Annotated in this window: 11 protein-coding genes and 1 pseudogene; 6 read left to right on the top strand and 6 right to left on the bottom strand. The window is 53.5% G+C overall.

The window, feature by feature from the left end:
- Positions 1-29 precede the first annotated feature (29 nt).
- Complete coding sequence (locus QOL67_RS00145; protein ID WP_283423924.1) at positions 30-1,028, bottom strand: LacI family DNA-binding transcriptional regulator; 999 nt, start codon at positions 1,026-1,028, stop codon at positions 30-32.
- Between the two features lie 183 nt (positions 1,029-1,211).
- Between QOL67_RS00145 and QOL67_RS00140 the strand changes: the two genes are divergently transcribed.
- From QOL67_RS00140 to QOL67_RS22035, 4 genes are all read left to right on the top strand, one after another.
- Positions 1,212-2,162 (top strand): sugar ABC transporter substrate-binding protein, encoded by a 951-nt coding sequence (locus QOL67_RS00140; protein ID WP_283423923.1) that lies wholly within the window; start codon positions 1,212-1,214, stop codon positions 2,160-2,162.
- A gap of 91 nt (positions 2,163-2,253) precedes the next feature.
- Complete coding sequence (locus QOL67_RS00135; RefSeq protein WP_283423922.1) at positions 2,254-3,378, top strand: ABC transporter permease; 1,125 nt, start codon at positions 2,254-2,256, stop codon at positions 3,376-3,378.
- 1 nt (position 3,379) lies between these two features.
- A complete protein-coding gene (locus QOL67_RS00130; protein ID WP_283423921.1) occupies positions 3,380-4,168 on the top strand; it encodes an ATP-binding cassette domain-containing protein in 789 nt (262 codons plus the stop codon).
- 446 nt (positions 4,169-4,614) lie between these two features.
- Complete coding sequence (locus QOL67_RS22035; protein ID WP_430458921.1) at positions 4,615-4,749, top strand: DUF6538 domain-containing protein; 135 nt, start codon at positions 4,615-4,617, stop codon at positions 4,747-4,749.
- Between the two features lie 361 nt (positions 4,750-5,110).
- Here the strand turns inward: QOL67_RS22035 and QOL67_RS00125 are convergent, their stop codons facing one another.
- Together QOL67_RS00125 and QOL67_RS00120 are read right to left on the bottom strand one after the other, a co-directional pair.
- Positions 5,111-5,869 (bottom strand): lysozyme family protein, encoded by a 759-nt coding sequence (locus QOL67_RS00125; RefSeq protein WP_283423920.1) that lies wholly within the window; start codon positions 5,867-5,869, stop codon positions 5,111-5,113.
- Between the two features lie 391 nt (positions 5,870-6,260).
- Complete coding sequence (locus QOL67_RS00120; RefSeq protein ID WP_283423919.1) at positions 6,261-7,658, bottom strand: amidohydrolase family protein; 1,398 nt, start codon at positions 7,656-7,658, stop codon at positions 6,261-6,263.
- A gap of 224 nt (positions 7,659-7,882) precedes the next feature.
- Here QOL67_RS00120 and QOL67_RS00115 point away from each other — a divergent pair, with 224 nt between their 5' ends.
- Together QOL67_RS00115 and QOL67_RS22030 are read left to right on the top strand one after the other, a co-directional pair.
- A complete protein-coding gene (locus tag QOL67_RS00115; protein ID WP_283423918.1) occupies positions 7,883-8,467 on the top strand; it encodes an AraC family transcriptional regulator ligand-binding domain-containing protein in 585 nt (194 codons plus the stop codon).
- Positions 8,451-8,834 (top strand): helix-turn-helix domain-containing protein, encoded by a 384-nt coding sequence (locus QOL67_RS22030; protein ID WP_430458920.1) that lies wholly within the window; start codon positions 8,451-8,453, stop codon positions 8,832-8,834. The genes QOL67_RS00115 and QOL67_RS22030 overlap by 17 nt, the downstream gene beginning before the upstream one ends.
- Positions 8,835-8,921: 87 nt before the next feature.
- Here QOL67_RS22030 and QOL67_RS00110 read toward each other — a convergent pair.
- From QOL67_RS00110 to QOL67_RS00100, 3 genes and pseudogenes are all read right to left on the bottom strand, one after another.
- A pseudogene (locus QOL67_RS00110) lies at positions 8,922-9,008 on the bottom strand (transposase); the annotation flags it as partial.
- 203 nt (positions 9,009-9,211) lie between these two features.
- Positions 9,212-10,291, bottom strand: coding sequence for an extracellular solute-binding protein (locus QOL67_RS00105; protein WP_283423917.1), 1,080 nt, complete (start codon positions 10,289-10,291; stop codon positions 9,212-9,214).
- Positions 10,282-12,186, bottom strand: coding sequence for an ATP-binding protein (locus QOL67_RS00100; RefSeq protein ID WP_283423916.1), 1,905 nt, complete (start codon positions 12,184-12,186; stop codon positions 10,282-10,284). Before QOL67_RS00100 ends, QOL67_RS00105 begins: the two co-directional genes overlap by 10 nt.
- Positions 12,187-12,995 lie beyond the last annotated feature (809 nt).

Raw genomic sequence — 12,995 nt, 5'->3', positions numbered from 1 at the left:
TAGTCGAGGCTGCGCCGATTGGCGCGGCCTCAGACCTCTGGTTGTAGGGTGCCGCGCTCCACTATGGAGCAAGGGAAAATCCGCGTTTCCGGATAGCGTTCTGGGTCGTCCAGCATCGCAACCATCAGCTCAATGGAACTGGTCACGATCTGGCGGATCGGCTGATGAATGGTTGTCAGGTTGATGTTTTCCCACTGCGCCATTTCCATGTCGTTGAGGCCGATGAGGCCAATGTCATCAGGGCATGACAAGCCGCTATCGTCGATAGCCGACAGGGCACCAATAGAAAGGACGTCGTCGCCGCAGAAGTAGGCCTGCGCGGGTTTGTTTTTCAGAAGCCTGAGCATTTCGCGGCGCCCAGCATCAAAAGAGTAAGCCTCTGCGAAGGAGTGGCTTACTTTGATTTCTGGGTGAGCGGCCATTTCAGACATGAAGCCTGTAAATCGGTCTTGTGTAGAGGTGGCGGTCTCTGGTCCCCCCATAATTCCGACGTGTTCATAGCCGCGCACCACAAGTTCGCGTGCGGCCATACGCCCGCATTCCACGTTGTCGATGCCCACAACATGCACTTGTGGTGCAGTTGAGGCGCGTCCGAAGGAATGCACGACAGGCACGCCCGCATCTCGAAATGCTTTGGCAAATTCAGGCGGTAGGGTAGACGACGCGACAACAACGCCATCCACTGAATACTGACGCAACATGCGGACTGAGTTTTCTGGATCGGTTTCGTCGGAGAGATTCACCAGCAGGGGGCGCAACCCACGGTCCTGCAATCCGCGTGTAAACAGATCAAAGACTTCTAGAAAGATCGGGTTGTGAAAGTTGTTGGAGATTAGACCAATCAACTTGGTGCGGCCCGTTGTGAGTGAAGAGGCCAGCGCGTTAGGGCTGTAGCCCAGATCCTTGGCGGCCTTCTCGACTTTGCGTCGCATCTTGTCGGAAACGGAAGCGCCATCGGTGAAGGTGCGCGATACAGCTGATCGCGAAACACCCGCGCGTTCTGCAACCTCTTTCAATGTCACGGCCATTTTTGTCGGTCCTTGGTTCGGTTCAAAGGCTTGTTTACATGGTTTTTTCAATAAGTGCAGCATGAAACGGTGTAACTATTTTTGCAACCGGTTGCAAAAAGTGGGCGAATGTGTTTTAAATTGAGTCGGAGAGGCGGGATCAGCCGCCCACGTGCCATGAAGACGTGATTTTGGGAGGAAAACATGACGTCAATTACAAAGAAGCTGGTTTTGGCCGCTGCCGTAGTGGCAGCCCCATTTGCCATGGCAACTTCGGCCGTCGCCGAAGGTGAGAAATATGTTCTCGTCAGCCATGCACCGGACAGCGACAGCTGGTGGAACACAATCAAAAACGGCATCGCGCTTGCCGGTGACCAGATGGGTGTTGAGGTGGAGTACCGCAACCCGCCAACCGGTGACCTTGCCGATATGGCACGCATCATCGAGCAAGCGGCAGCATCCGGGCCAAACGGCATCATCACAACTCTGTCTGACTATGATGTTCTGTCTGGTCCAATTAGAGCCGCTGTGGACAGCGGCGTTGATGTGATCATCATGAACTCCGGCACACCGGATCAGGCGCGTGAAGTTGGCGCGTTGATGTATGTCGGCCAGCCAGAGTATGATGCGGGTTACGCTGCTGGTCTGCGCGCCAAGGGCGATGGCGTTGGCAGCTTCCTGTGCGTGAACCACTATATCTCTTCACCATCTTCGACAGAACGTTGCAAAGGGTTTGCTGACGGTCTGGGTGTGGATCTCGGTGACCAAATGATCGATAGCGGCCAAGACCCCGCAGAGATCAAGAACCGCGTTCTGGCGTATCTGAATGCCAACCCGGCCACCGACGCGGTCCTGACGCTTGGTCCAACATCCGCAGATCCAACTCTGTTGGCGCTGGATGAAAACGGCATGGCCGGTGACATCTACTTCGGCACTTTTGACCTTGGCGAAGAGATCGTGAAAGGCATCAAGGCCGGCGTGATCAATTGGGGTATCGACCAGCAGCCATTTTTGCAGGCGTACCTGCCGGTTGTGGTTCTGACCAACTACCACCGTTACGGCGTTCTGCCAGGCAACAACATCAACTCCGGGCCAGGTTTTGTAACCGCAGATGGCCTTGAGAAAGTTGAAGAGTTCGCAGGCGAATACCGCTAAGTGAAACTCACTTTGCGAGGGGCGCTTGTTTTTGCGCCCCTCGCACCCTTTACTCCAAACCTTACAACTCAGACCAGACGGGAGATGTCGCATGACAAGCGCGACGCAACCCACGGCCAATTCCGACGAGCGCGTCAAGGAAATCTCCAATTTCCGAAATGCGTTGATCCGCCCCGAGTTGGGTGGGATTGTCGGCACCATCGCCGTGTTCACTTTTTTCCTCTTGTTCGCTTTTGACAGCGGCATGTTCAACAGCCAGGGCATCATGAACTGGAGCCAGATCTCGGCTCAATTTATGATTATCGCCGTTGGTGCCTGCCTGCTGATGATTGCTGGCGAATTTGACCTTTCAGTAGGCTCGATGATCGGGTTTGCCGGAATGCTGATCGCAATCTTCAGCGTAACCTTGGGCTGGCCTGTCTGGATGGCCATAATCGTCACCTTTGTAATCGCTGTATCCATTGGCGCCCTAAACGGGTTCATTGTGGTGCGCACCGGTTTGCCAAGTTTCATCGTGACCTTGGCCTTTCTGTTTATCTTGCGCGGCTTTGCGATCTACTTGCCGCAAACGATTGAACGGAAAACCATCATTGGTGGCGTCGGCGACGCAGCTCAAGGCGATTGGTTGGCGGCCGTGTTTGGCGGCAAGATCTTCACTGGGTTCTTTCAGTGGATGGGCGACAACGGCATCATAGCCGTATTTGAGCGCGGCACTCGCAAGGGACAACCGGTTGTCGAAGGCCTTCCCATGTTGATTGTCTGGGCCATTGCGCTGGTGATTGTCGGGCACATCATTTTGACCAAGACCCGTTTTGGCAACTGGATCTTTGCCGCTGGTGGCGACGCTGAAGCGGCGCGCAACTCCGGTGTGCCGGTCGACAAGGTGAAAATCCTGATGTTCATGTTCACCGCCTTCTGTGCCACGGTTTTTGCCACGTGCCAGGTGATGGAATTTGGCGGAGCGGGATCTGACCGAGGAGTGCTCAAGGAATTTGAGGCGATCATTGCCGTGGTCATTGGCGGTGCGTTGCTGACCGGTGGATACGGATCGGTGATTGGTGCTGGGTTGGGGGCTTTGATCTTTGGTGTGGTGCAGCAGGGTCTGTTCTTTGCCGGGGTGGAAAGCTCCTTGTTCCGGGTCTTCCTCGGCGTGATCTTGCTTGGTGCGGTGATCCTGAATACCTACATCCGTCGCATCATCACAGGGGAGCGTTGATATGAATCCTGAACACGCTCCACTCATCCAGATGAAGAACATCGAGAAGCACTTTGGCCGCGTGATCGCGTTGGCCGGTGTTTCGGTAGATGTTTTTCCCGGTGAGTGTCACTGTCTGCTGGGCGACAATGGTGCCGGTAAGTCGACGTTCATCAAAACCATGTCCGGTGTGCACAAACCGACCAATGGCGAGATTCTGTTTGAAGGCAAGCAGATGCATTTTGCCGACCCGCGTGATGCGATCTCTGCCGGGATTGCAACAGTGCACCAGCATCTGGCGATGATCCCGCTGATGTCCGTGAGCCGGAACTTTTTCATGGGCAATGAGCCGGTGAAAAAGATTGGTCCAATGAAGTTCTTCGATCATGACTACGCCAACAAGGTCACGATGGAAGAGATGCGCAAAATGGGAATCAACCTACGTGGTCCGGACCAGGCTGTTGGCACATTGTCTGGCGGGGAACGGCAGACCGTTGCCATTGCGCGGGCCGTTCATTTCGGTGCAAAGGTGCTTATCCTGGATGAGCCCACGTCCGCTCTTGGCGTACGCCAAACAGCGAATGTTTTGGCCACCATCGATAAAGTGCGCAAACAGGGCGTGGCGGTTGTCTTCATCACTCACAACGTGCGCCATGCGCTTGCCGTTGGGGACCGGTTCACGGTTCTGAACCGAGGCCAAACGCTCGGCACGTCTCAACGCGGTCAAATCACGCCGGATGAGTTGCAGGATATGATGGCTGGTGGGCAAGAACTGGTGGCGTTGGAAGGCAGCTTAGGCGGCACAGTTTAACAGGCTGGCGCCACCTATGGCGTCTGCGTGGTTTTATGAAAGCGAGGCCCCCTCCCGCACCTTTGGGATGGGGGTTTCTGCTTGGCGGCAGTGGACTGCTTTGGGGCTGGAAAGCAGAGCGCGCAGCGAGTGCCCCTGTTTGTCCATATCCAGCAGTTGAGGGCGTGGGGTCGAAATTCAATTCGAAGGTACGTCCACTCGTTGATTGGGTGCCTCTTTTGTGTGTCTTTACCTGACGAAGTTCACTGGGGCTGTCCCGCTGACGGGCCTGCCATGTCATCATGCGATTTATGTATCTACAACATAAATGCGCGACTTGTGGTCTTGTGTCATGGACGGATTGAAAACCTTCGTGTCGGTGGCTCGATTCCGCCCCTGGGCACCATTTCAGATTTCAAGCGATTGATAAGATTTGGCTTTTTCTTTGGATCAAGCAGACGTATCACATGCTAACACACAAAACACCTGCCCATACCGTCTGGAAAAACGGTATCTTCTACTTCCGTAGACGTGTCCCTTCTGATTTGTCGCATCGCTACACATCGCGTCTGATCACAGCAACTTGCCCGACATTCGGTTGAGAAGCTCAGAGCCACAACTTGATCGACTTCACAGCTCGCGGCGGTAGTCGCCGATTTCTGTCTCCGGATCAAATGACCGCTCGCACTGTTTTGACAGTTGCCGCGCGTGTTTCGACACTACCGAAAACACAGCACCTTACTGATACGACCGGCGCCGATTTTGAAAGGGAAGAAGCGGAAGATCTACTTAGTTGCCTCGGGGACGTGTAGATCGTCGCCAAAGCCGGTGGCCCCCATGAGGTGTGGAGCTATTTCAGGTTTGCGGCCTCAGGCCGAATCCTTTCACCGAGGCGTCTGTCCTACCTCTAACTCGGACCTTCAGACCGATATTGCCACGCCCCTTTCTTAACCGGCTCAGTCGCTAGCTAGGAAAGATCTTTCTGAAGTGGGCATCAAAATAGTCCCAAGTGTAGACTGCGCTATTGCCGGCATAGCCTTCGTAATAAGATTTGCCGCTTGACGTGGGCAGGCCTGCCCAGATCTTGGCAAGATTGAGCATAAAGTCCGCGCGCGACATGTCGGCGGACAGGAAGTCGCTGAGTCCCGCCTCTTCCAACAGCTGGTGTGCCAGTTGGTCCTGTAGCTCTGGGCTGAAGAGCTTGCTGTGCGGCACCTCCTGATGGCGAACAAGACGGCGCATGGTGGCGGGGATCAGCTGATAGCGCCCGATCGCATGAGGCTGTCCCGGGGTGTTGTCAATCCACTGATAGATCTCGGCGATTGTCATCTCGGTTGGCCGATTGGCAGGCCGGGTCCGGGCGCCATGCTGTACGGCATCATACCCGGCCTTGCCGGCTTCAGCGCCCGCAATCAGGGTCATCAGCTGCTGGACTGCTGACGGCAGGGTCTGCACCAACACCGGCGCGAAGAGGCCGCCGTTGGCGCGGCCGCGGAAAAGACTCGCAGCCCCAGGGCGCAACGCCACCGCTCCGCGGCTGACGTCGGCGTCGGACGGCTGCCCCTGGGCAGGACGGTGCGGTGCACGGGAGGAATCGTCATTAAATGAGGCGCGCTGCGCAAAGAAACCGTTCTGGATCAGGGAGACATTGTTTGCCTGCACTTCGGACGCCACGAGGCTGAAGGTCAGAAGAGCGAAACGCAAGGATGAGGCAATCGACATTGGACCGGCTTTCTGCTGGCAGGGTGTTTGCTGGGCAATATGCGGAAATAGCCTTGATAAACCGTTTAGCGGCGCATCCTGCCAGTTTTGGCTGTAAGTGCTGCGGGCGGGTGAATTCCAACTAGTCTTCAAGGATGGAGACTAGCCAAGTGTCCTTGGCGTGGAAGATGACAGCCTGAAGGTGTTGGTTGGTTGGTGTGGGGTGGATATTGAGTGGTGGCTATGCGCAGTTAATGGACTTTGCAAAGTTCAGGGAGTGGTCCAAAGCTGACTTTGAACTTGGAGTAAGTGAATGGCCGGTAATCCCAAAGCGGTCACAACACCGTGAAAAACAAGGCCCTAACTGCCTTTCTCATACGTGTGCCGGACTACAGGCCCGGCACCTTATTCATTAATCCAGCGTGTTCTTGTAGATCACACCGTCTTTCATGATCAGGTCCATTGCGGGGATGTCTCCGGCGGTGCGTTCTGGCGCATCGAACATCTTTGCGCTGGCCCCAAGCAATGTGATGTCCTCGAGCGGATTGCCGTCGATCAGCAGAATATCGGCATAGGCACCCGGCTTTATCACACCCAACGGCCCGTCAGGATACGGGTTGTTTTTGCCGGTCAGGGCAGCCAGTTTACCGCCATTTGATGTCATGGCCTTTAGGGTTGGCAGAATCCCGAAATTCTCTGCCCAGAACCACATTTCGTGATCTCGGGTCCGCAATGCGTTGGCCTTGGTGTTGGTCACGATGTCCGCGCCAAATGTCATAGTTTCCAGAAGTTCTGGAACCTGTTGTATGACCTTGGTGGTTTGCTGCATGGCTTCCTGGGTGACACGCGCCTTTGCCTTTGTCACCGATTCCTCAGCCCCAAATGTCGCCTCAAGTACATCGGGTGAAGATTGAGAAAGCTGCGGGTTATAGAATACCCCCTTTTCCACCATGAATTCGGCTGTTTCTACGTCGAGGTAAGGGATATGGAGAATTTCTTTCAGGCCAAACCCAATTGCGCGCCGAGCATGCTCGGGCAGGAAGATATGGGCCGTGACGTAGGTGTCCCATTGGGTGGCGGCCTCAACCACCGCTTGAATTTCTTCATCAGAACTCTGTTTCGTATGCAGCGGATCTTTGGTCGAGAAAATTCCGCCTCCCATCATCATCTTTAGAAAAGTGGCACCGTTGGCAAGGTTCTGCCGCGCTGCGCTCAATGTCGCGTCTCGCCCATCTACGATGTAGGCGAACCCAAGACGGTAACCTTTAAACGTGTAGCGTTCCTCAAGAAGGCGCTGGCCTGCAAGGCGGAAGTCACCGTGTCCCGACGTTTGGCTGATAACCCCACCAGCCTGATACATGCGTGGCCCCGCCATTTCGCCACGGTCCACCACTTTTTTAATGCCAACGGCATTTGCTCCCGGATCGCGGATCGTTGTCCATCCGTCTTTCAGAAGTGACTGTGCGGTTACGGCGCCCATCGCACCAATTTCCTGCCAGTCTCTCAACTCAATTGTGTCGTAGCCTCCAAGCATATGTTGAAGGTTGACGTGAACATGGCTTTCTATAAGCCCGGGCATAAGAGACCGCCCGCCACCATCAATGATTTTTGCGTTGGCAACGGCCAGGGGGGTACTGCTGACTTCCGTTATCAGGTTGCCGGTCACGACAACATTTGCGTTTTCCAAAAGTTTGTCACTTTCCCCGTCCCAAACGTTTACATTGGTAAACAGGATCGGCGTTGGTGCATCTTGTGCCGCTACAGCAGTGGCCAAGACAGCCAGAGCACTTGATAGAATAACATGTTTCATCTGGGAAACCCCCGCGCGTTTGGATCATTTGATACGCCCCCAAAATTGAGGTTCACTATCTTCAATTAGACTAGCAAAAGTGTACGAAACAGGTTTACCAATATGGGTCACTATCAAAAATATACTGAGCTAATGTGGTACTAATTTGGCCCGATGTGGTATATCGAGAAGAAGTACTGAGAGGTTTCGTGGACCAGAAGACGATCCCAATTGTGACGGCAACTATGGCCAATCCGTTTCGCGATGCGCTCTTGCGCAAACGGATTGACCCGGAACCCGTACTGAAGTCAGTAGGTCTCTCGACGAATACGCTAGCGAAAGAGAACGGCTTTATCTCCGCGCAGAGTTGGTATGATTTTGCTGCTGCGTCCGCCGACCGGCTGGATGACCCTTGTCTTGGTTATAACATTGGTGCGACTGCCGGATTGAACACCTTACCCAATATGCGCGTTCTTGAACTCCCCTATGCCACCCTCGGCGAGTTGCTAACCGCTCTGGTCATCGACGTTGGTCGCTTTTCAACACTGGCCACCTATTTGCTGTCAACCGATGGCACCCGCGCTAACCTGACAACTCAGAGAACGTTCATTCCCGCTTCGCCACCGGCCCAGATCGATGGGTATTTCACAGGCTTCATGATCCGAATTATGCGATTATGTACTGGTAGCAAGTGGCACCCTGAGGACCTGAAAGTTCAGGTCTGCAATCCAGAAGCGATACCAGTTGGCGAACTTCCAGCAGGATCGATCCTTGCGAAGGACCCCCGCATGTTTTTGCTTCCCTGCTCTTTGGATGTTGCAGCGCACTGATGGAGTATTGAGGCAAGCAAGAATGAAAGCCAGTTCGTCCAATACAGACTATGTGGATACCTTTCGTCTAACACTTGATATGTATTTGGATCGCCCCGGATTCACTCTACAGCGCTTTGCTAGTCTTACTGGGCGCTCAGCCAGTTCAATAAAGCGGGCGCTGGCGAAGCACGGAACGACATATCAAACGGAGTTGGATGCAAGACGCAAATCCCGTGCGATATTCCTGCTCGAGTCGAGCGATGCAGAGATTCAGAAAATCGGCACTCAACTGGGTTACCCAAGTCAGCCTAGCTTCACACGCGCATTTTTACGTTGGACTGGGATGCGACCGAGCGAATGTAGGCGGCAAAGCCGGTCTTCGTAGGCAGTAGAGGGTTTCTGACCGAGGTCTCCCTCATTCCAACACAAACGAATGTCTGAAAACTTCGGATTCCGGTCAATCGTTCTACGCGCGGCACAGCTCAGAAACGGGAACACCGCCCTCTGCCTGCTTCAGGATGCCCATAATCTGCGCGTCGCTATATCGTGCTGCCTTCATCGTAAATCTCCTCAGATATCTTGCCGAGAAAACTCTAGTTTTGAACGCCACTAATTTTAGGGGGGATTACCATCCCACTTGGCGTCCAGTTTTGAAGCCGCAACACCAACAATTTCACTATATGATAAAGCCGATGAACGCGAATTCGTGGGTGAATTTCAGAGAAAGAAAGCGCAAGTGTATTTCCCTACGTTTCTGCTGTGTTACATGCCGAGCTGCAACTGGCGCCATCTCTTGTCGAGAGTTTCTTTTTCCGACCCTGAATAATGAGGCGCCAAATACAAAGTTTCACGAACGTCTTCTGGCAGCGACATGGCTGGACTATCAAATAGTGATCTGTCCACGACATCCACAAGCTCATTCGAGCTGATCGCACCAAAAAGATACTCTACTCCCAAGGCAAGATTTTGTTTATTCATCAGGTGATTAATAGTTTTATGTGCCAGTTCCAAATGCTTAGCATCGATTGGGACCATAATAACATCCGCCCAAATATTGGTCCCCTCCTTCGGGATCACGTACTTGTAGTCCCCCTCTCCTTCGAGCATTGGCCCCAATCCTTCAGAACTCCAGGTCAATGACAAACAGATTTCTCCGTTCATCAGATCGTCATATTGCTCTGTGTTGAAGTCTGAAATGTAGGGTTCAATCGCACGAAGAACCTCGAAAGCGGCATCCACGTCTGCAGTATCCTTTGAGCGTGGGTTCTTGCCCAGATAGGCCAGTGCCGCGGCCACGACCTCTTCATTTGAGTCTACAATAGTGATGCCACAATCGGCCATGCGTTTTGCGTTCTCAGGATCGAAAATCAAAGACCAACCGTCGGTTGGCGCGTCGGGAATTCGAGCCGCGACTTCTTCGATATTATATGCAACCCCTGTGGTTCCCCACATATAGGGAACCGCATAGTCTCGCGCCTCTGGCAGATTAGAAAACAAGAGGCTTTCCAAAAAAGGTAACGGCATCACGACGTCCGGAAAGTTTTCCGGAATAAGTCTTTGAACGCCGCCGCTCGCAATAATGCGGCCAACAGACTCGCTGGACACAACAACAATATCATAGCCGGTGCCTCGTGCGACCAAGCGTGCCTCCGCCTCATTGGCATTTGCGTAGCTATCAATCTCGATCCCAAATCCGGTATCTTCCTCCCAGTTTTCCAGCACCTCTTCGGCGACATAGTCGGACCAGTTATACACCAGAACTTTGCTATCATGCGCCAAAACGGGCACCGCTCCTATACCAAAGCAACATGATACGGAGACAAGCATGGAGGTCATGCGCATTGAGATGATCCTTTGGTTTGGTTTGCGTTCGTAAAGCAGTCAATTCGCTTGAATTCGGCAACAAGAGCGGCCTTTTTGAGGGGCTTCGAAAGGTAGCCTGACATGCCAGACGATAGCCCTTCCTCTCGGTGCTCGTTCATGGCGTTGGCAGACAACCCCACAATTGGTGTCATTGGCGCTCCCTCAGCCGTTTGATAGGCACGAATGGCACGAGTTGCGTCCAGCCCGTCCATATTGGGCATGCGGACATCCATCAAAATGAGGTCGAAGCTCCCTGCCTTGAATTTGCTCAGCGCATCGACCCCGTCAAAGGCTGTTTCCACCGTCAACCCTAGGCCAGCGACTATTTTACTGGCGACCAGGAGGTTCACCTTGTTGTCGTCTGCAATCAAAACATGGCCGGTCCACCCATCTTCAACCAGCTTGTCAGTCTGAGGCTTTAGCGACCCTACTTTGCACTTCACAGGGCATTTGACGGTGAAAGTAGACCCATGTCCCAATTGAGAAACCACCGAGAGCTTTCCGCCGATTTGCTCACAAAGCTTTTGGGCAATAGATAACCCCAATCCAGTGCCTCCGTACTTCGTTGTTGTAGAGCCATCTGCTTGGGTGAATTGCTCAAAGATTTTCGACTGTGCGTCTTCCGAAATACCAATCCCGGTATCCTCAACAGAGATACATAGTCGACCTTGCTCCCCAGGCTGTTGTGGGTTTTGACGCCTCAAGAAAACGGTTATCGCACCATTGTCTGTGAATTTCAGCGCGTTATTCACCAGGTTGAGCAGAATTTGACGAACCGGCTTCCCGTAACCGACACACAAACAGGGATACGCGTCTGTCGACGTATCAAGGCTAAGCTTGATGTTCTTTCGGTGCGCTTGTGCCGAGAATAATTCCAAGACTTCTTCACACATTTGCCATGCATCAAACGTCTCTTCGACAAGCTCAACCTTTCCCGCTTCAATCTTAGCCAAATCCAACACGTCGTTGATGATCTGCAGCAATGAATTGCCGCTTTTTACGACCAGGTCGAGCATGTGCTTGCGCTCTGGATCCGCCTCGCTTTCACAAAGCAATTCACTCACGCCCATAACGCCATTAAGCGGCGTTCGAATTTCGTGACTCATCGTTGCCAAGAATGCCGATTTGGCCTGCGATGCAGCCTCCGCCATCGCACGATCGTCCTCAGCCGCGCGCCGCGCCGTCACGGCCTCCTTGCGAGCTGTCTCAGCCTCTTTACGACTTGCTTCCAGCTCCGAGTGAGACCGCAAAACGAACCGCTCCATCGGTCGCTGCACAAAGGCGATCGTGATGAAAACACCAATGGCTCCAAGCGCCAATGCCATACGCGTGTACAGCTCTTGCTTCGCGCCGGCCTCTTCCGCTGACGCGACTTCAAGCTGGTAGAGTTCCATGAACACAGGCAACGTTCGCGCACTCAACTCTTCTCCCAGCTCACCGGCCCGCGCCTTTCTTCTGACTGGGGTCTCTGTGTCACCAGCAACTCCCGCAATCTGCAGGATTTCATGAAACTCCGTGACAGGATTCAACGAAGGTTGGGTGAGAACGCGCTTGCTCTCCCCATCAAACAGCCCGCGCGCAAGTCGATCCTCAATTTCGCTGAGCGCCGCAGCTCCAACTCTGGAGTTTCGTCTCAGATTGCCTTCTGCAATATTTACGCTCTGAGCTCTCTCAGGATCGTTCAAATCAGAGAATGCCAGCGAAAGTTCGGAAGTGGAAACCAGCAACTGCCCAAGGACTTGAGCGTTAACTGAACTCTCCATGACGCCCTTGTGCCCTTCAGACGACACAACGAAGGCGGAAATCCCTGCCGCGACTAGAATAATCAGGGCAAGACTACTGCGAAGGCGCAAATAGCCGCGAATGTTCATCATGGGGCCTTGGGTCTCTTAGAGAGCTGTTGTTCGGCGACCCTAACGGCGAAAGCCTAATAGTTTCCTATCCCATCTGAGTGGCCACCATAACAAGCAGGCATGAACGAAATTCAACGCCAAACGATCACAATTGTGTTGTGTGACCGTTCGCCGGATACCTGTGGGTGACCTTTCTCTCTCTGAGAGGAAGAGAGGCCAAATTGTGGGTTCTGAAAACTTGGAGCAGGGCAAAAATTGCCTTCCAATTGTTGCCCTGGCCACTCCAGCCAACATCCTAGGCAAACATTTGCGTGAGAAATTACGCTACGCCACAGGTGGAGATGGAGTACATTCCGAGTGTCGTCAAATGGCCAATCTTGCATAGTCCGCTTCCTGCACAATGCTACAACTGGTGCCGGGCGAGGAGGGCTTCTGCTATCCTACGTTTTTGTACCCCTTGTGCGAAAACAAAGACGGGGGCACCACTGCCCACCTGAACTTGCTCTATGTCGTTGACGTGATCTAATTCAGGAGACGAGTTTCCAAGCTTACCCGCGCTTACTACTCCGCACGACGGTGCCCGTTTCTAAAGGTACAGCCCAAGGGTGTTCCACAAGTGCCGTCAGGGCTCCCTTGGTGGCAGGCGAGATCCGAACAGACCTGGGCCCTCTGTTGGTGATTTCGGACAAAACAATGTTGTCGTAGGGCCAGTTGGCGAAGAGCCTATTTCGCAGTGCTTCCGTCTGACTTATCGCGTTGGAGTATTCTGGGTTGCCGCAGAGGCGGGAGGCTTCAGACAAGTAGAAGCTTGCGAGCGACATCGCATTCTC

The sequence above is a fragment of the Shimia sagamensis genome, from assembly GCF_900182745.1.
GTDB lineage: Bacteria > Pseudomonadota > Alphaproteobacteria > Rhodobacterales > Rhodobacteraceae > Shimia > Shimia sagamensis.
This window is presented reverse-complemented; position numbering and strand designations above follow the sequence as displayed.

What these genes read in the sequence shown, in the direction of transcription:
- QOL67_RS00105 (WP_283423917.1), bottom strand. Translation starts at nt 10,291, where the DNA reads ATGCGCATGACCTCCATGCTTGTCTCCGTATCATGTTGCTTTGGTATA.
- QOL67_RS00140 (WP_283423923.1), top strand. Translation starts at nt 1,212, where the DNA reads ATGACGTCAATTACAAAGAAGCTGGTTTTGGCCGCTGCCGTAGTGGCA.
- QOL67_RS00120 (WP_283423919.1), bottom strand. Translation starts at nt 7,658, where the DNA reads ATGAAACATGTTATTCTATCAAGTGCTCTGGCTGTCTTGGCCACTGCT.
- QOL67_RS00130 (WP_283423921.1), top strand. Translation starts at nt 3,380, where the DNA reads ATGAATCCTGAACACGCTCCACTCATCCAGATGAAGAACATCGAGAAG.
- QOL67_RS00100 (WP_283423916.1), bottom strand. Translation starts at nt 12,186, where the DNA reads ATGATGAACATTCGCGGCTATTTGCGCCTTCGCAGTAGTCTTGCCCTG.
- QOL67_RS00145 (WP_283423924.1), bottom strand. Translation starts at nt 1,028, where the DNA reads ATGGCCGTGACATTGAAAGAGGTTGCAGAACGCGCGGGTGTTTCGCGA.
- QOL67_RS22035 (WP_430458921.1), top strand. Translation starts at nt 4,615, where the DNA reads ATGCTAACACACAAAACACCTGCCCATACCGTCTGGAAAAACGGTATC.
- QOL67_RS00115 (WP_283423918.1), top strand. Translation starts at nt 7,883, where the DNA reads ATGGCCAATCCGTTTCGCGATGCGCTCTTGCGCAAACGGATTGACCCG.
- QOL67_RS00135 (WP_283423922.1), top strand. Translation starts at nt 2,254, where the DNA reads ATGACAAGCGCGACGCAACCCACGGCCAATTCCGACGAGCGCGTCAAG.
- QOL67_RS22030 (WP_430458920.1), top strand. Translation starts at nt 8,451, where the DNA reads ATGTTGCAGCGCACTGATGGAGTATTGAGGCAAGCAAGAATGAAAGCC.
- QOL67_RS00125 (WP_283423920.1), bottom strand. Translation starts at nt 5,869, where the DNA reads ATGTCGATTGCCTCATCCTTGCGTTTCGCTCTTCTGACCTTCAGCCTC.